Annotated in this window: 17 protein-coding genes and 1 tRNA gene; 10 read left to right on the forward strand and 8 right to left on the reverse strand. The window is 71.2% G+C overall.

What is annotated here, in order from left to right; all coding sequences use genetic code 11:
• Nucleotides 1–5: 5 nt before the first annotated feature.
• Both QRO03_RS09690 and QRO03_RS09695 read left to right on the forward strand, forming a co-directional pair.
• Nucleotides 6–962, forward strand: coding sequence for a methyltransferase family protein (locus QRO03_RS09690; protein ID WP_285137288.1), 957 nt, complete (start codon nucleotides 6–8; stop codon nucleotides 960–962).
• Nucleotides 963–1,017: 55 nt separating this feature from the next.
• A tRNA-Ile gene (locus tag QRO03_RS09695) sits at nucleotides 1,018–1,091 on the forward strand.
• Between the two features lie 37 nt (nucleotides 1,092–1,128).
• On the opposite strand, the gene QRO03_RS09700 is transcribed toward QRO03_RS09695, so the two are convergent.
• Complete coding sequence (locus QRO03_RS09700; protein WP_285137289.1) at nucleotides 1,129–2,337, reverse strand: glycosyltransferase; 1,209 nt, start codon at nucleotides 2,335–2,337, stop codon at nucleotides 1,129–1,131.
• Between the two features lie 40 nt (nucleotides 2,338–2,377).
• Here QRO03_RS09700 and QRO03_RS09705 point away from each other — a divergent pair, with 40 nt between their 5' ends.
• The 4 genes from QRO03_RS09705 to QRO03_RS09720 all read left to right on the forward strand — a co-directional run bounded on the left by QRO03_RS09705 (nucleotide 2,378) and on the right by QRO03_RS09720 (nucleotide 6,108).
• Entirely contained in the window at nucleotides 2,378–3,388 is a 1,011-nt protein-coding gene (locus QRO03_RS09705) for an NAD-dependent epimerase/dehydratase family protein (protein ID WP_285137290.1), read from the forward strand.
• Nucleotides 3,381–4,142, forward strand: a complete 762-nt coding sequence (locus QRO03_RS09710; protein WP_285137291.1) for an MBL fold metallo-hydrolase — start codon at nucleotides 3,381–3,383, stop codon at nucleotides 4,140–4,142. The genes QRO03_RS09705 and QRO03_RS09710 overlap by 8 nt, the downstream gene beginning before the upstream one ends.
• Nucleotides 4,139–5,143 (forward strand): 3-oxoacyl-ACP synthase III family protein, encoded by a 1,005-nt coding sequence (locus QRO03_RS09715; RefSeq protein WP_285137292.1) that lies wholly within the window; start codon nucleotides 4,139–4,141, stop codon nucleotides 5,141–5,143. Before QRO03_RS09710 ends, QRO03_RS09715 begins: the two co-directional genes overlap by 4 nt.
• A gap of 98 nt (nucleotides 5,144–5,241) precedes the next feature.
• Nucleotides 5,242–6,108, forward strand: a complete 867-nt coding sequence (locus QRO03_RS09720; RefSeq protein ID WP_285137293.1) for a zinc-ribbon domain-containing protein — start codon at nucleotides 5,242–5,244, stop codon at nucleotides 6,106–6,108.
• A gap of 118 nt (nucleotides 6,109–6,226) precedes the next feature.
• On the opposite strand, the gene QRO03_RS09725 is transcribed toward QRO03_RS09720, so the two are convergent.
• The 5 genes from QRO03_RS09725 to QRO03_RS09745 all read right to left on the reverse strand — a co-directional run bounded on the left by QRO03_RS09725 (nucleotide 6,227) and on the right by QRO03_RS09745 (nucleotide 10,908).
• The gene (locus tag QRO03_RS09725) at nucleotides 6,227–7,252 is read right to left on the reverse strand and encodes a CNNM domain-containing protein (RefSeq protein WP_285137294.1); all 1,026 of its coding nucleotides are present in this window, start codon (nucleotides 7,250–7,252) and stop codon (nucleotides 6,227–6,229) included.
• Entirely contained in the window at nucleotides 7,249–8,652 is a 1,404-nt protein-coding gene (locus QRO03_RS09730) for a hemolysin family protein (protein ID WP_285137295.1), read from the reverse strand. The genes QRO03_RS09725 and QRO03_RS09730 overlap by 4 nt, the downstream gene beginning before the upstream one ends.
• Before the next feature lie 257 nt (nucleotides 8,653–8,909).
• On the reverse strand, nucleotides 8,910–9,605 hold the full coding sequence (locus QRO03_RS09735; protein ID WP_285137296.1) for a hypothetical protein: 696 nt from the start codon (nucleotides 9,603–9,605) through the stop codon (nucleotides 8,910–8,912).
• Nucleotides 9,602–10,513 carry an ATP-binding cassette domain-containing protein gene (locus QRO03_RS09740; RefSeq protein WP_285137297.1) on the reverse strand — a complete coding sequence of 304 codons (912 nt, stop codon included), beginning with the start codon at nucleotides 10,511–10,513 and terminating at the stop codon, nucleotides 9,602–9,604. Before QRO03_RS09740 ends, QRO03_RS09735 begins: the two co-directional genes overlap by 4 nt.
• On the reverse strand, nucleotides 10,510–10,908 hold the full coding sequence (locus tag QRO03_RS09745) for a GntR family transcriptional regulator (RefSeq protein ID WP_285137298.1): 399 nt from the start codon (nucleotides 10,906–10,908) through the stop codon (nucleotides 10,510–10,512). Before QRO03_RS09745 ends, QRO03_RS09740 begins: the two co-directional genes overlap by 4 nt.
• Nucleotides 10,909–11,156: 248 nt before the next feature.
• On the opposite strand from QRO03_RS09745, the gene QRO03_RS09750 reads away from it, so the two are divergent.
• Complete coding sequence (locus tag QRO03_RS09750) at nucleotides 11,157–11,498, forward strand: DUF7882 family protein (protein ID WP_285137299.1); 342 nt, start codon at nucleotides 11,157–11,159, stop codon at nucleotides 11,496–11,498.
• Nucleotides 11,499–11,549: 51 nt separating this feature from the next.
• Here QRO03_RS09750 and QRO03_RS09755 read toward each other — a convergent pair whose 3' ends face one another.
• Together QRO03_RS09755 and QRO03_RS09760 are read right to left on the reverse strand one after the other, a co-directional pair.
• Nucleotides 11,550–12,968 carry a sensor histidine kinase gene (locus QRO03_RS09755; RefSeq protein WP_285137300.1) on the reverse strand — a complete coding sequence of 473 codons (1,419 nt, stop codon included), beginning with the start codon at nucleotides 12,966–12,968 and terminating at the stop codon, nucleotides 11,550–11,552.
• Entirely contained in the window at nucleotides 12,965–13,639 is a 675-nt protein-coding gene (locus QRO03_RS09760) for a response regulator transcription factor (protein WP_285137301.1), read from the reverse strand. Before QRO03_RS09760 ends, QRO03_RS09755 begins: the two co-directional genes overlap by 4 nt.
• Before the next feature lie 144 nt (nucleotides 13,640–13,783).
• Here QRO03_RS09760 and QRO03_RS09765 point away from each other — a divergent pair, with 144 nt between their 5' ends.
• From QRO03_RS09765 to QRO03_RS09775, 3 genes are all read left to right on the forward strand, one after another.
• On the forward strand, nucleotides 13,784–14,326 hold the full coding sequence (locus QRO03_RS09765; RefSeq protein ID WP_285137302.1) for a hypothetical protein: 543 nt from the start codon (nucleotides 13,784–13,786) through the stop codon (nucleotides 14,324–14,326).
• A 106-nt stretch (nucleotides 14,327–14,432) separates the two neighbouring features.
• The gene (locus tag QRO03_RS09770) at nucleotides 14,433–15,314 is read left to right on the forward strand and encodes a hypothetical protein (protein ID WP_285137303.1); all 882 of its coding nucleotides are present in this window, start codon (nucleotides 14,433–14,435) and stop codon (nucleotides 15,312–15,314) included.
• 117 nt (nucleotides 15,315–15,431) lie between these two features.
• Nucleotides 15,432–15,935 carry a DUF3145 domain-containing protein gene (locus tag QRO03_RS09775; protein ID WP_183419759.1) on the forward strand — a complete coding sequence of 168 codons (504 nt, stop codon included), beginning with the start codon at nucleotides 15,432–15,434 and terminating at the stop codon, nucleotides 15,933–15,935.
• The last annotated feature ends 263 nt before the right edge of the window (nucleotides 15,936–16,198 follow it).

Here is a 16,198-nt window from a genome sequence, read left to right on the forward strand (position 1 = left end):
CGCGGATGACCGCCGACGGCCGCACGACGTCACCGCCACGGCTCTCCGCCGCGACGTTCGCCCGCGCGTACTTCGCTCTGCAGGCGGTGGCCGGCGCCGCATGGTGGGTCGCGGTGTTCACCGTTCCCCTCGTCCGGGAGGCGACGCTGGGGGACCTGGACCCGATCGTCATGGCCGCGCTCGACGTCCCCCTGTTCGTCGTCGCGTCGGCTCTCGCCGCCGTCCTTCCGCGCCGCGCCGCGGGCTGGGCAGGGGCCGCGGCGACCGCGTGGACGCTGGCCGTCACCTCGGTGCTCGGGGTGTACGCCACCGTGACGACCCTCGCGGGGGCAGGGGTGATCCTCATGATCGCGGCGAGCGTCGCCTCGGTGGGCGCCTGGCTCCTGCTCGTCCTCGGGCGCGTGCCGACCGAGTGGCTCCTCATCGAACCGTTCGCCTTCCGCCCTGCTCGCCCCCGTCGGACACCCGTCGCCCACGTCATCGCCACGACGGGTCAGATCGTCGTGTTCTGGGGGCTCTTTCTCGCCGTCTTCCCCGTGATCATCCGCGCGCTCGAGGATCGCTGGCGCCTGGCGCTGCCGATGCCCGCGGGTGTCGCCGTCGCGGGCGCGGTCATCATCGTCGCCGCCAGCGCGCTCGGGTTATGGTCCGCGGCATCCATCACGGTGAAGGGCGACGGCACTCCGCTGCCGTCGGCCATGCCCAATCGGCTGGTCGTGGCGGGTCCGTACCGCCTCATCCGCAACCCCATGGCCGTGGCCGGGATCGCGCAGGGGGTGGGGGTGGGGCTCGTGCTGTCGTCGTGGATTGTGGTGGCCTACGCCCTCGCCGGATCCCTCGTCTGGAACTACGCCATCCGCCCCCACGAGGAAGCCGACCTCGCCACCGCCTTCGGCGACGAGTACCGGGCCTACGCACGCGACGTGAGGTGCTGGGTGCCGCGCCTGCGACCGGTGCGCTGAGCGGCGGGCGGCTCTCCTGCTCGACTTCCGGATGCCGGTAGGCTCGTCGACACAGGGGGCGGTGGCCAAGCTGGTCAAGGCAGCGGGCTCATAACCCGACGATCGTGGGTTCAAGTCCCACCCGCCCTACCGAAGCCCTCCGTTGGAGGATGCGTCGAACGGTGGGTCAGCGCGCCGGCCCGACGGCGCTGATCGCAGACTCGTAGACCTGGACCACCGGGTCGATCCGTTGTGCGACCCGAGGGCGTCCCCGGATCATGGCCGCGCTCGCGGCGGTGATCGCTCCGGGCTCCCGCTGGAGCCTTGCCACGAGTGCGGTGATGCCCGCGGCGTCCGGCGTGTCGGTGAGGAAGCCGCCGCCCGGCGGGAGGACCTCGCCGAGGTCCGAGTCGCAGAAGAGCACGGGAAGACCGGATGCCGCAGCTTCCAGCATCACCATCGGTTGGTTGTCGAATTCGTACGAGCTCGACACCAGCAGGTGGCTCGCCCGCATGGCGTCGAGCACCTCCTCCTGCGATACCGACCCGTGCAGGACAACGGGGGTGTCCATCCGCTCGATCGAGCGTCGCGAGAGGCCGTCGCCGTAGACGTCCACCGAGACGTCGCGGCCGAACGACCGCGCCGCTTCCGCGATCACCGCGGGGCGCTTCTCCGGCGACAGTCGTCCGACCCACAGCAGGCGCAGGGTCTCACCGGGAGCGAGTCGGCGCTCGGTGGGTGCGCCGATGCGGTCGATCACGCTCTGCTCGAGTCCGTTCGACACGACCGAGACGGGTGTCCGCACCCCCTGCTCCGTGAGTTTTCGCGCGAAGTGCGTCGACGGGACGATCACCTGGTCGCTCGCGCGGGACTGCGCGAGCATGAGTCGCCACATGCGTCTCGCCGGCATGGTGGCCGTGTAGGGCGAGTCGGCGCGTACGCGGAGACCGCGATGGCTGAGCTGCCGGGAGTGGAGGGCTGCCAGCAGGGGAACGGTGACGCGGGGGAGGGGAACGACACTCGTCGTGTACACGTCCACGCGGCCGTGCATGGTGTGGACGACCGGGAGGCCCAGATCGCGCGCCGCGCGCACACCCGCGAGGGCGGCGAACATCTCGGAATGCGTGTGCACCACGTCGATGCGCCGCTCGGCGAACTCCCGCCGGAGCAGCGCCGCCGCCTCACGCGGCGGCCACGTGAACGGATAGCCGTCGGGCCGGAACACCCGGGACGTGGGCAGTGCGACGATCGAGCGGTCGTCACTGCCCTGAGCCAGCGGGCAGAACACCGTCACCTCGAGGCCTGCTCCGGTGAGCGCTTCCCGGAGCGACTTCACCGCGGTCTGCACCCCACCGAGCGTGGGCAGGTAGTAGTCGGTCACCAGGGCGATCCGCATATCCCGAATCCTAGGGGCCGACCGCCGTAGGATCGGCCGAATGGGGGCAGCAGCAGCGGAGGGCGATGTGCCGGGCGCGGCGCCCCGCGGGGAAACGGCACTCGTCACCGGCGCGAGCGGGTTCCTCGGCGGGTACGTCGTGCGGGAGTTGCGCGCCCACGGCTACGACGTGATCGCGTCGGGTCGGAACGCCGCCGCCCTGCCCGCCGGAGAGACCTTCGTCGGCGACCTCGACGACCTCGCACGGGTCGACCTCGGCCGCCCGGTGGACGTGGTCGTGCACTGCGCGGCCCTCTCCTCGCCCTGGGGTCGCTGGGCCGAGTTCGAGCACGCCAACGTCACCGGTACCGCGCGGGTGCTCGAGTTCGCCCGACGCGTCGGATCGCGCCGGCTCGTGCACATCTCCTCCCCGGGCATCTACGCCGCCCCTCGCGACCGGGTCGGCATCCGGGAGGACGCGGTCGATCCGCGGCATCCGATGAACCACTACATCCGATCGAAACTGGAGGCGGAGGCCCTGCTCCAGGATGCTGTGGCGGCAGGCCCGCGGCCGGAGATCGTCATCCTCCGACCCCGGGGAATCATCGGTCGCGGCGACCCCAGCCTCGTGCCCCGGATCCTCCGCGTGCGCGAGCGCTTCGGCATCCCCCTGATGCGTGGGGGACAGGGACTCATCGACCTCACCGCCGTCGAGAACGTCGCGCTGGCGGTACGGCTCGCGGCCGAGGTGCCAGGCGTCCACGGCCAGGCCCTCAACATCACGAACGGGGATCCTCGTCCGTTCCGCGCGGTGCTCGAGCAGTTGCTCGCGGGACTCGGTCTCGAGCCGCGGTACCGGTCCGTGCCGACACCGGTGGCCTACGGCGTCGCCGCACTCCTCGAGGCCGTGTGCGGGATCCTTCCCGGGCATCCCGAGCCGCCCGTCACGCGGTACACCGTCACGACGATCGCCCACTCGCAGACCCTCGACATCTCCCGCGCACGCGATCTGCTCGGCTATCGGCCCGAGGTCTCGCTCGACCAGAGCCTCGCTGGATACGCACGTGTCTGAGCTCACCTTCTTCGCCTGTGGCGACACCTCCCACGACATGAGCCGGTTGCTGCGCGGCGCCCGTCGCGAGCGGCGCGTCTTCCCGGCCGGCGCGTTCCTGTACCGCTCCGGCGAACGGCGGGTGCTCTTCGACACCGGCTATGCGCCCGAACCTTGGCGCGCCGGACCCGGCGGGTGGGCGTACCGCCGGATGCTGCCGCCTCGCGTGCGGCCGGGCGACACGATCGCCGAGCAGCTCGACCCCGCCTCGATCACGCACGTCGTCCTGTCGCACCTGCACCCCGACCACATCGGCGGCGTCCGCTTCTTCCCGAACGCCGCATTCGTCCTCAGCGAAGGGGTGCGCCGCACCCTCGAACGACCACGGCTGCGCGACGGATTGCTCCGCCGCCTGCTGCCGACGTGGTTCGGGGCGGCGACGGTGCTGCCCTCGCCCGTGTTCGCGCCCGGGCCGCACGGCCTCCGTACGGCCGACCTCTTCGGCGACGGGTCCTACCTGCTCGTCGACCTGCCCGGCCACGCCCGGGGTCACCTCGGCGCCCTCGTCGAGCACGAGGTGCTGCTCGCCGGGGACGCCGCCTGGGGGCGTGACCTGCTCGGCGCGGAGCGCCGCATCCGCGCCCTCCCGCGACTGGTCAGTCACGACACGCCGGCGCAGCGCGCGACCGCGCGCGTGCTCCTGGCCGCCGAGCAGGACGGGCTGCGACTGCTCTTCAGCCACGATCGGCATCCGACGGGGAGGAACCTGCTGTGACCAGGAAAGGGACGGGGATGCTGCAGCACCGACCGATCGGGCAGGGTCGGCCGGTACGGCCGTGCCGGCTGGCGGGGTGGGGAACGTACCTCCCCGACGAGGTGGTCACCTTCGGGGCGCAGACGCGTTACCGCATCCCCGACGGCATGTCGCAGCTCGACATGCTCGCCGCGGCGGCGGAGGACGCCCTCCGACGAGCGGACCTCCGCCCCGACGACATCGACTGCATCATCGCCGCCTGCGCGGCCGGCCTGCAGCCGATCCCCTGCACGGCTGCGCTCGTCATGGAGCGCGTCGCCCCTCGTGCCGGCGCCGCGGCCTTCGACGTCAATTCGACCTGCACGAGCTTCATCACGGCGGTGGACATCGCGTCCCGGTACCTCGCCGCCGGTGACTACGAGCGTGTGCTCATCGTCTCCGGCGACGTCGGCTCCCGATTCCTCGACGCCGGTCACCGCGAGAGCTTCGAGCTGTTCTCCGACGCCGCCGCCGCCGTCGTGCTCACGCGAGAACCGGGCGGGGACAGCGACGTCGCCGCGCCCGGAGTGCTCGGCAGCCTGCAGCAGACGTGGCCCGCGCACGCACACGACACGGAGCTTCGTGGCGGACTGTCGCTGCATCCGGCCCAGTCTTACGCCGACGGCGACCCGTCCGACTTCCTCTTCGCGATGGACGGGCGGCGGGCGCTCCTGGGCATGCTGGCGGTGCTGCCCGATTTCTTCACCCGGTTCTTCGACCGCGTCGGCCTCGATCTCGCGGATGTCGACCTCGTCGTGCCGCATCAGGCGAGCAGGGCGCTCGGCATCGCGATGCGTCGGATCGGCATCCCGAAGGACGCCTATGTCGACCGCGTCGCGGAGTTCGGCAACATGGTGTCGTCGTCCGTGCCGTTCATGCTCGCGACCAGTCTCGACGAGCGACGGATCGGCCCCGGTGACACCATCGTGCTGTGCGGGACCGCCGCGGGTCTGACCGCGAACGCCCTCGCGCTGAGGCTCTAGCGAGCGGTACCCCTCGACGGGATGTCGCACCCCCGTCCGGGGGCGTGATCCCGCACCGGCGCCTGACGATGTCGGAGGTCGTCGATAGCTTCCCTCCCGTGGCGGAGAGAGTGCAGGCGTGGTGGGCGCGACGGCAGTGGTCGAAGGGGCTCGACGTTCCCTACGCGGTGGGCTCCTACCGCGACGCGTGGGCCGCGTACCCCGCACTGCTGCGCCAATACCACCCCGATCTCAACGCCGGGATCGCGCTGAGCCAGGTACCGCCCGCTGCGGAGGTGCTGCTGCTCTGGCAGTGCGATGCCGGGCACCGGTTCGCGGCCACTCCCCACGAGCAGCGTCAGCGACCGGGACGCCAGCGCCGCCGGAGCGCGTGGTGCCCCGAGTGCAGCGAGCAGGCGGACCCGACACGCACGGTCGCGATGCCGATGCGCGAGTCGCTCGACGCGCCCGTCCCGGCCGAGAAACACCTGCTCCGGCCACGACGCCCGCGGCCCTCGACGAAGCTCTGCGACAAGACCCCCGGGATCCCGGTCGGCGAGGCGTTCGTCTCGGTCTGCGCGCCCAAGCCCGCCTCCGCCGTCGAAGATCGCGTGCGGGCCGACCTGAACGACCGGCTCACGTTCGCACACGGGTTCAACGCGGTACGCGTCGCGCGCCCGTTCTTCGACCACCTCGAGGTGTGGCCCGACTTCGTGTTGCCCGACCTGCGGATCGCCGTGGAGTACGACACGATCGGCCGCCACGGCCTCGAGCACGTCGGACGTCGGGAAGAGGCCGACCGTCGAAAGGACCGCGCGTTGCGCTCCGCCGGGTGGGAGGTCGTGCGGCTGCGCGTCGGACCGCTCGAACCGATCGGGCCGCACGACCTCCGGTTGTCCTCGTGGACCCGCTCGACCGTGCTGCGGCTGATCGACGTGTTCCGTGGCATCCGCGGTCCGCTCCTCGTCGACTCCCACCTGCGCTGAGCCGTGCGACGCACGCATGCGCGCCGACCGCCTCACACAGTTCGGGGCGGGTCCCGCCGTTCGGGGCGGGAGAAACCCGCCCCGAGGCGCAGAACCCGCCCCGGAACCGAAAACGCGCCTATCGCGCCGCGACCTCCACCAATTCGCCCGGTCCGGGCAGAATCTCGCGGAGCAGGTCGTCGAGCGTCACGACACCCACGAGACGCTCGCCCTCGACCACCGTCGCGAGCTGCACCCGCCCGCGGCGCATGCGCGCGAGCGCGTCGTACGCCGAGGCGTCCGGCTCCAGACGCAGGGGCTCCCGGGCGATGTCGAGCGCCGGCGTGGCCGGGTCGACGGCGAGGGTGTCGCGCACGTGCGCCACCCGCGACGCCGCTCCCGAGCCGACGAGGATGCGGAGGTGCGTCGACGAGGCGGCGACCGCCTGGATGTCGGCGACCGTGGCATCCAGGGGCACGGCGGTGGGGGAGCGATCGGTGCGCACGATGTCGCCCACGGTCAGCGTCCCGAGGGCGATGGCCTGCGCGATCGGCTCCGAGTACTTCTGGTCGAGCGTGCCCGCCTGACGCGAGTGCGCGACCAGCTCGCGGATGGTGTCGGCGTCCTGCCCACCGGCCGCGGCCTTGTCGACCGGCTCCACGCCCGACGCCTTCACGAGGCGGTTCGCGATGTGGTTGATCCACAGCAGGAACGGACGCAGCGGCCACGTGAGGGCACGGGCCAGGATGCCGGTGGCTTTCGCCGCCGTCTCGGGGTGGGCGATCGCCCACGACTTCGGCGCCATCTCACCGATGACGAGGTGCAGGAAGGTGACCACGATCAGCGCGAGCATGAACGCGATGATGTCGGCCAGCACGTACGGCAGACCCCACATCTCGAACACGGGCGCGAGCGCGTAGTCGATCGCGGGCTTGGTGATGGCACCGAGGAGGAACGTGCAGGCGGTGATGCCCAGCTGCGCGAACGCGAGCATCACGGTCAGCTCGTTGATGCCGCGGAGCGCTGCACGGGCGGAGGCGCTGGTGGCGGCCTCCTCCTCCAGCCGGTGGCGGCGGGCGGCGAGCAGGGCGAACTCCACGATGACGAAGAACGCGCTCGCGACGATCAGCGCCGTGGTGATGAGCGCAACGGTCCAGCCGTTCATCGGGCCACCTCCTCATCGACCGCGGGGACGTCGTCGGCGGACTCGGCATCCCGGTCCACCTCGTGCAGCTGCACGCGCACCTGTGCGGGCACGTGACGGTCGACCTCGGTCACCTCGACGGCCAGCCAGCGCTCCAGGTGGAGTCCCTGCACCGCCTCTCCGGGTCGCTCGGGCAGGTCGATGCGCACGACGGCGCCCACCGCCGGCAGGTCGCCGTGCGTCTCGATCACGAGACCCGCGACGGTCTCGACGTCGCTCTCGGCGAGGTCGTGGCCGATGAGGCGCTCGAGTTCGTCGAGGTGCAGGTCGCCCGGCACGCTCCACGCGTCGTCGCCGACCGATGCGGCCTCGGCGGTCTCGACGTCGTGCTCGTCGGACAGCTCGCCGATCACCTCTTCGGTGAGGTCTTCGATGGTCAGGATGCCGTCGAAGTTGCCGTATTCGTCGACCACGCACGCGAGCTCGTTACGCGACTGGCGCATGCGGTCGAGCGCCACCGGCAGCATCATCGAGGTGGGGATGACGACGGCGGCACGCATGACGGATGCCACGGGCGCGTCATCGGCAGGCTGCTCGCGCAAGAGGTCGATGAGCTCGACCACGCCGACGGGGGAGTCCTCGTCACCGATCACCGGGTAGCGCGTGTGGCCCGTCGCCATGAGGGCGCGCACTTCGCCGACGGTCGTCTCGGGGGTGACCGAGTCGATCTGCGAGCGGGGGATCATCGCGTGCTCGACGTCGCGCTGCGGGAAATCGAGGATGCGGTCGATGATCATCGACAGGTCGTCGGGCAGATCACCGCTCTGCCGCGACTCCTCGATGATGGCCTCGAGGTCGCGCGCGGTGGCGCTCTCGTCGACGTCTTCCAGCGGCTCGATGCGCAGCAGACGAAGCAGTGCGTTGGCGGCGACGTCGAAGACGGTGATGAGCCAGCCGAACAGCATCAGGTAGATGCGCGTGGGCATGGCGAGCGCCCGAGCCAACGGTTCGGGGCTCGCGATGGCGAGGTTCTTGGGGTACAGCTCGCCGAAGATCATCGTCACGATGGTCGCCAGCAGCAAGGCGCCGACGGTACCGATGAGCACGGAGACGCCCGGATCGATGCCCACCCCGCCGAGCAGAGTGCCCAGCGATTCACCGATCAACGGCTCGGCGACGTAGCCGATGAGCAGTCCGGTCACGGTGATGCCCAGCTGAGCGCCCGAGAGCATGAACGACGTGCGCTTGGTGATCGCGAGCACGCGCTTCGCCTGCGCGTCGCCCTTCTCGGCCTGCGCCGCCATGCGCGAGCGGTCGACCGACATGTATGCGAACTCCTGCGCGACGAAGAAGCCGCAGGCGACGATGATCGCCAGAGTCACGATGACACCCACCAGGAGTGTCAGGGCCGCAGCCAGCATCAGATTTCACCCCCTCTCGGAAAGAGGGGGCTCGAAGATCGGCCCTCCTGGTCGGGGGAGGTGCGGTGTTGGCTCACGGGTTTTCTCTCTCGTGGGTCGGATGATCGCAGATCCCTTCGACGATACCGACACCGGTGCGATCCAGGCTGGGGATTCGCCTCGACACCGGGCCGGCGCAGCGACGCCACGAGGAGACCGCGCCCTGCAACGGAGAACGGGCCGGACCGCACATCGCGATCGGGCCCGTCCACTCCCGATCAGGGGGTCGCGCGGCGCAGCGTCGTGAACGACGACGCGGCCAGAGCGAGCGTGATCAGGATGCCGCAGACGGCCAGCCCGAACGCCCCCAGCGTCACCACGGCGTCACCGACGAGCGCCCAGGACCGGGTGGCCGTGACGAGCCACACCGCGGCGACGAGGACGAGGCCCACACCCACCAGCGTGGCGGCGGTCGTCAGGCCGCCGAAGCGCTTGAAGATCGTGGCCGCCCAGAAACCGACGACGAAGGCGAACATGGCCAGGGCGAAGTACGCCACGCCGGCGGCCACCGGGCCTGCTGCCCACACCCACGGGATGGAGAAGAACCACCCGTTCATGCCGTAGCCGTCGGTGGCCTGCTCGAGCAGTCCGCCGACGACGAAGACGACCGACAGCAGACCAGCGGTGAGCACTGCCGTCAGAAGGGTCCCGACGAAGAAGTCACGACGGGTCACGCTCATCGCCTGGGAGAAGGGGAAGGTGCGGGTCAGCGCCTGCGCCCCGATGACGCCGAAGTACCACAGCGGCGCCTGCACCCCGCCGCTGATCATGACTCCCCGGGCGCCCGACGACTGGATGATGCCGTACAGCAGCAGACTGATCGCCAGCGAGCCGAACAGGATGATGAGCGGGATCCAGACGAAGGTCTGGCGGTTGATGAGTTGCAGACGGACGACGTTCAGCGCGCGGTTCATCGCAGCGCTCCTTCCTGGGCGGGAGTGGCCGGCGCGTTCGCGGTGCGCTGGGTGGATCGCACGATGAACTCCTGCAGCGACACCGGTGAGACCTCCAGCCGCGCGTCCGCCAGGACGCGGCGGTCTTCGGATGCCAGCTCGCCGAGGATCGTGACGGAGGCGACGCGGCCCAGGGTCTCGCGGTGCAGAACCTCGCGACCGGCGCAGAAGGCGTCAACCGCCGCGGCGTCGCCCACGATCGTCGCTGCGCGTTGGCGCACGGCATCCGTCTCCTCGTCCAGGACGATCCGACCGCCGTCGAGCACGATGACACGCTCGAGGAGGTTGGCGACCTCGTCGATCAGATGACTCGACAGGATGATCGTGCGCGGGTGCAGGGCGTAGTCCTGCAGCAGACGATCGTAGAAGATCTGCCGCGCGACAGCGTCGAGACCCAGGTATGGCTCGTCGAAGAAGGTGATCTCGGCCCGGGAGGCGAGGCCGATCACGACTCCCACGGCCGAGAGCTGGCCACGCGACAGCTTCTTGATCGTGCGCCCGACCGGGATCTGGAACGCCGCGATCAAGTCGGCGGCGAGGTCGGCGTCCCAGTTCGGGAAGAACAGGCGCGCCGCCGCGAACGCATGGCCCGGCTTGGCGTCGTCGGGGTACTTCTGGCTCTCGCGCACGAAGCACATGCGCGACAGCACCCGGGGGTTCTCGTACGGGTCTTCGCCGAACACCCGGACGCGTCCGGCGGTCGCGAAGTTCTGTGCGGTCAGGATGGACATGAGGGTCGTCTTGCCGGCGCCGTTGCGTCCGAGCAGACCATAGATCGCGTCCGCCTCGACGGCGAACGACACATCGGTCAGCGCGTCGGTGTCGCGGTAGCGCTTGTGGAGGCCGGCGACCTCGATCACGGCGGTCATCGTGCGGTCCCTTCGATCAGGTGGGCGGGGGAGGAGGCGAGCGCGGCGCGCTCGCGGATGAGTTCGGCGAGGTCGTCGGCGCCGAGGCCGAGCGTGCGCGCCTCGCTCAGGAGCGGGTCCAGGAAGCGATCCGCGAAAGCCGATCGCCGCTCGCCGAGCAGCTGCGCGCGGGCCCCGTCGGAGACGAACATGCCGATTCCACGGCGTTTGTAGAGGACTCCCTTGTCGACGAGCACGGCGATTCCCTTCGCGGCGGTGGCGGGATTGATGCGGTGGAAGGCGGCGAGTTCGTTGGTCGAGGGCGCGCGGCCCTCTTCCGGCAGCGATCCGTCGACGATCTGGTCCTCCACGCCCTCGGCAATCTGGAGGAACAGCGCTCTGCCGTCGTCGATCATGCGACCTCCGTTTGTTGGTTACTTACTTGACTAGGTAACCATGCAACACGTCGGGCCGTCGTGTCAACGGGAGCGGTCGGGAAATGCGCTTGATCCACGGGTGAACTATCTCCGGGCGATATATCGGTCGATCTCGGCCGATAGGTCTCCGGGGGTGAAATACTGAAGCTCCCGCATTGCCTCGCTTCCCGGCGTGGTCCCGCCCTTGCTCAACCGGTACGCTTCGGCGCGCCAGAAAAGGACCAGCCGTGGGACGCCTCATCTACCGAGATCGCGCATCGTTCGACATCGACGACCGCATCCTCGCTCACCTCCGCATCGTCGTGATGAACAAGCTCCGCCGCAATGAGGGCTTCATGCTCCAGCTGCCCGTGAATGAGGGCGTGCGCCAGGCCAGCCTCTGGATCCACGCGTCGAACGCCCTCGTCATGCAGTTCTATGGCGGCCGGGAGCCCGCCATCGACCGCAACCTGGTCGACCAGATGATGCACGACGCCAGCGGCGCCGACGGCCTGACACTGACGGCCGCCGGAATCGCTCCGCCCTCCGCGATGCCCCGCCAGCCCGTCGGGGGCAACGCCCGCCCCTGATCGGCGTCGGGGGACCGATCTGCGTGTCCGGATGCCGCGGGGCCGGTGGCCTCAGCCTCGCGGCACCGTCACGACGAACCGCGCACCGGCGTCCCCCGGCACACATTGGACGTCACCGCCGTGCGCCCGCGCGATGCCGCGTGCGATCGGGAGTCCGAGGCCCACGCCGCCGGAGGAGACTCGTCCCTCGTCGAGCCGCACGAGTCTGTCGAAGATCCGCTCCCGGTCCTCGCCCGCAATCCCCGGACCGTCGTCGTCCACGGTGACGCGTGCGCCCGGGCCCGAACCGTCGACGGTCAGGAGGACGGACCCGCGCCCTCCCGTCGCCCGAGCGGCGTTCTCGACGAGGTTCGACAGCACCTGGGCGATACGGTCGACGTCGATGCGGACGGGCACGGCGGCATCCGGGATCTCCGCCCGTATCCGCAGCGAGGGGTGCACGAGCGGAACCCGGCGCACCTCGGCCTCGACCACGGTCCGCAGGTCGGCATCGACGACGTGCAACTCGAGGCCGCGGTCGACGCGTGCCATGGTCAGGAGATCGTCGATCAGCCGCGATGCACGCGCGGCCTCCCGGGCCACGTGCGCCGCGAGCTGGTCGCGCTCCGGCCCGTCGAGGTCGGCGCGCACGAGGGTGTCGGCTGCCGCGCGGATGCCGGCGACGGGTGTACGCAACTCATGCGCGGCGTCGGAGAGGAACGCCCGCAGGCGCACCTCGGCGTCGCGCGCCGCCTGCTCCGCCCCCACGACGTCGTCGAGCATGTCGTCCAGCGCCGTGGCGACCCGGCCGATCTCGGTGTCGGACCGCGTCGGCCGCAACCGGCGCTCCCGTTCACCCGCGCCGATGGCCCGCGCGACCTGCGACACCTGCTCGAGCGGCCCGAGGCTCCGGCGCACCACGAGCGTCACGGCCCCCGCGGCCAGCAGGAGCACGCCGGCGGAGGCCAGCGCCATGATCCAGCGCACCTGCACGAGCGTCTCGCCGACGCCGACCGCCGATGCCGTCAGAGTCAGGGTGGAACCGTCGCTGAGGGTCGAACGCAGCGTCACGAGCTGGTCGTCGCCGGACACGTCGGATGCCACGACCGCGACATCGCCCGAGGCCGTGGGCTGCGGCACCGAACGATCACCCGCGCCCGGCCCGCCCCCGGGCCCCGGGGGACCGTCGCGCAGTTGATCGGGGCTCGGACCCGCGACGACCGAGTCGCCACCCGCCCCGTCGATGCGCACCGCCAGCCCCTGGGACGACAGACGTTCCGCAAGGTCGGCGTCATCGACCGTGCCGACGAGCGAGGCGGCCGCCGCGGCGCGGTCGCGCAGGCGCTCCTCGATCTGTCCGCGCAGGCGCGCACCGAGCGCGATGTCCACGACGACGGCGAGGACGACCAGCAGCAAGGCGACGACCGCGAGCACGGCGACGATGGTCCGGCGGCGCAGCGACCCCGAGCGCAGGGGAGGCAGGGCGCTCACGGCGCCGCGCTCAAGCGGTAGCCGAGACCGCGCACCGTGTGGATGAGACGCGGACCGTGCTGCTCCATCTTGCGCCGCAGGGCGCTGAGGTGCACCTCGACCAGGTTGGGGTCGTAGTCCTCGTAACCCCACACCTGCGTGAGGATCTGCGCCTTCGACAACGTCCGGCCGCGTCCGTCCGCCAGGAGGTGCAGCAGACGGAACTCCGTCGCGGTCAGATCCAGCACCGCTCCCGCGCGGTGGGCCGTCGTGGCATCCGGATCGACGACGAGGTCGCCGACCGCGATCGTCTGCGGCAGCCGCCCGCGCCGTCGGAGCACCGCTCCCGCGCGCGCCACGAGCTCCGCCATCGTGAACGGCTTCAGCACGTAGTCGTCGGCCCCCTCGGCGAAGCCGCGCAACCGGTCGTCGACCTCGTCGCGGGCGGTGAGCATGATCACGGCGGTGTCGCCCGCGGCGCGCACGACGGGCAGCAACCGGATGCCACTGGGCCCGGGCATCATCCAGTCCAGCACCACGAGGTCGGGGCGGAACGCGCTCAGGCGTTCGGCCAGGTCCACACCGTCGGCGGCCATGTCGGTGACGAAACCCTCGGCGCGCAACGCCGTCGCGACGGCGAGGCGGATGGTCTCGTCATCGTCGACGACGAGCACGCGGGCGGCAGCGGACATTCGCCCGACGATAGAGGCGTCCGCTGTACGCCGGTTATGGCTTGCGTATGCGGTGACCGGTCGCCCCCGAGCTTCAGGTTCGCTTCAGTCCCGGCTCGAAGTCTGGTCTCAGAGCCGGTGAACGCCACCGGCGAGAGGAAGATCATGAACGACGACAACCCCACCACCCCGCTGCCGCGACTGGACGACACCGCCGAACCGCGCCGCCGCTCGTGGCGTCGACCCGCACTCATCGCGGGAGCCGTCATCGTGGCCGTCGGCCTCACCGGAGGAAGCGCCGCGCTGGCCGCCCAGACCAACGGCGGCTCGCCGACCTCCGCGTCGACCTCGGCGCCCAGCGCCGACGGCGGCTCGGCCGGCCCCGGCACCGGCGCCGCCCCCAGCGCGACGCCCACCGGCGCTCCGACGGACGGCACCACGCCCACACCCCCCGCCGACGGCACCGCGCCCACTCCGCCGACGCCGGGCGAGGGCTCCGGCCCGGGCGAGTGCGGACCCGGCGGCGGCCCGGCCGGCCCCGGACACGGACCGAAAGCCGACGGCGACAAGCCCACCCCGCCCGCCGACGGCACCACGCCCACGCCCCCCGCCGAGGGTGACAAGCCCACCCCGCCCGCCGACGGCACGGCGCCGACCCCGCCCGCCGACGGCACGGCGCCCACCCCGTCGGCCCAGCCCGGCAGCTGACCGCCGCGCGCACGAGCCGTTCCGTGAGGTCCGCGACCGCGCTGGCCGACGCGCCACATCGTGAGATGTGCAGCGCGCGGTCAGCGCGGTACGGCACGATCGGAGGGTGGCGAGAACAGGCACGCGGCGTCGCCGCACGACCCGCTCGCAGGTGCTCCGTCGTCGCCGCATCGTCTTCGGCATCGTCGCTGCCGGTCTGATCGCCCTCGTGGTGCTCGCCGTCGTCCCCCTGGTATCGCTGACCTCCGCGTGGAACGCGGCGTGGAACACCGAGGCGCGGCGTGACGCCGTCGACCTCACCGGCTTCGATCCCGGGACGCTCATCGGCGACGACGATTTCTACGACGGCGACGCGATGTCCGCCGACGACATCCAGCGGTTCCTCGACGAGCAGGTCGGCCGGTGCGCGACCGACTCCTGCCTCGCGCGTCTGCGGATGCCGGTCGAGGGTCGCGATCCGGTCGTGTCGAGCTCCACGGGCGAAACCGTCTGCGAGGGCTTCGAAGGCGGCGACCTGAGCGCAGCGGAGGTCATCGACCGCGTCCAGCGGGCGTGCGGGATCTCGGCGAAGGTGTTGTTGGTCACCCTGCAGAAAGAGCAGAGTCTCATCTCGGGTCGCACCGCGCGCGCCCCCACCGAGCGACAGCTCGGCGCGGCCATGGGCGCGCGCTGCCCCGACGACGCGGCGTGCGACCCCGGCGCGGCGGGCTTCGCCGACCAGGTCGCCCAGGGGGCGACCGACCTGAAGTCCTACAGCGCCTCCGACTTCATGCGCCAACCGGGGACCCACTACATCGCGTACTCGCCCGACCCGGCGTGCGGCGGCACCGACGTGACGATCACCAACGAGGCGACGGCCGCCCTGTACAACTACACGCCTTATCAACCGAACCCCGCCGCCCTCGCCGCGCGCTGGGGGACCGGCGACGACTGCTCCGCGTACGGCAATCGCAACTTCGCCCTGTACTGGGCACTCTGGTTCGCCTGACCCCGAATCACAGTGTTGTGATTTCGTTATGCGCGGGCGATAATGGCCGGACAACCGAACACTCGCCACACTCCGTCCCAGGTCGTAGGGGAAGACGTACCTGACGAAGGAGAGACCATGGCGATCACGTCTTCGCGCGGAGTGATCCTGATCCACTCCGCGCCCCGCGCGTTGTGCCCCCACCTCGAGTGGGCGGTAGGACGCGCTCTCGGCCGCGCCGTCAACTTCGACTGGGCCGACCAGCCCGTGCTCGTGGGCAGTCGCCGCGCGGAGTTCTACTGGGAGGGTCCGGTGGGCTCCGGCGCCGCGCTCGCGAGCGCGATCCGCGGGTGGGAGCACCTGCGCTTCGAGGTGAGCGAGGATCCCACCCCCCGCAGCGACGGCGGACGCTGGATGCACACGCCGGGTCTCGGCATCCACTACGCCCAGACCGACGCGGCGGGCAATGTCGTCATCGGCGAGGATCGCGTGCGCTACGCGATGGAGGTCGCCGCGGGCGACCTGTTCGAGCTGCAGCGCGAGCTCGACATCGCCCTCGGCTCCGCGTGGGACGAAGAGCTGGAGCCCTTCCGTCACGCGGGAGACGATCAGCAGATCGTCTGGCTCCACAAGGTGGGCTGAGCTCCGCCCCAGGACGTCGGCGGGGAGGCGCCACTACCGGAGGTCGGTGAACACACCTGGCACCGAGACCGCGTATCCCCGGCCCGGCACGACGAACGCCCCCTGGCATCCCCGATCTTCGTCGGGGGGTGCCCGGGGGCGTTCTCATGCCTGCCGTGTGGGGCGCTCCGTCGTGTCGACGTTCCGAGTTTCCATGACACCCGGGCGACGCGGAGGCGCATCCGGGTGTCGTGGACACTCACCGCGCGCGAGCGCGCCGGCGG

Origin of the sequence: Microbacterium sp. lyk4-40-TSB-66 (assembly GCF_030209475.1) — a bacterium.
In the GTDB taxonomy this organism is placed as follows: domain Bacteria; phylum Actinomycetota; class Actinomycetes; order Actinomycetales; family Microbacteriaceae; genus Microbacterium.

Bases quoted from the DNA above. Each gene is read 5' to 3' on its own strand.
- QRO03_RS09690 (WP_285137288.1), top strand. From the start codon at position 6: ATGACCGCCGACGGCCGCACGACGTCACCGCCACGGCTCTCCGCCGCG.
- QRO03_RS09700 (WP_285137289.1), bottom strand. From the start codon at position 2,337: ATGCGGATCGCCCTGGTGACCGACTACTACCTGCCCACGCTCGGTGGG.
- QRO03_RS09705 (WP_285137290.1), top strand. From the start codon at position 2,378: ATGGGGGCAGCAGCAGCGGAGGGCGATGTGCCGGGCGCGGCGCCCCGC.
- QRO03_RS09725 (WP_285137294.1), bottom strand. From the start codon at position 7,252: ATGAACGGCTGGACCGTTGCGCTCATCACCACGGCGCTGATCGTCGCG.
- QRO03_RS09730 (WP_285137295.1), bottom strand. From the start codon at position 8,652: ATGCTGGCTGCGGCCCTGACACTCCTGGTGGGTGTCATCGTGACTCTG.
- QRO03_RS09735 (WP_285137296.1), bottom strand. From the start codon at position 9,605: ATGAACCGCGCGCTGAACGTCGTCCGTCTGCAACTCATCAACCGCCAG.
- QRO03_RS09740 (WP_285137297.1), bottom strand. From the start codon at position 10,513: ATGACCGCCGTGATCGAGGTCGCCGGCCTCCACAAGCGCTACCGCGAC.
- QRO03_RS09745 (WP_285137298.1), bottom strand. From the start codon at position 10,908: ATGATCGACGACGGCAGAGCGCTGTTCCTCCAGATTGCCGAGGGCGTG.
- QRO03_RS09760 (WP_285137301.1), bottom strand. From the start codon at position 13,639: ATGTCCGCTGCCGCCCGCGTGCTCGTCGTCGACGATGACGAGACCATC.
- QRO03_RS09765 (WP_285137302.1), top strand. From the start codon at position 13,784: ATGAACGACGACAACCCCACCACCCCGCTGCCGCGACTGGACGACACC.
- QRO03_RS09775 (WP_183419759.1), top strand. From the start codon at position 15,432: ATGGCGATCACGTCTTCGCGCGGAGTGATCCTGATCCACTCCGCGCCC.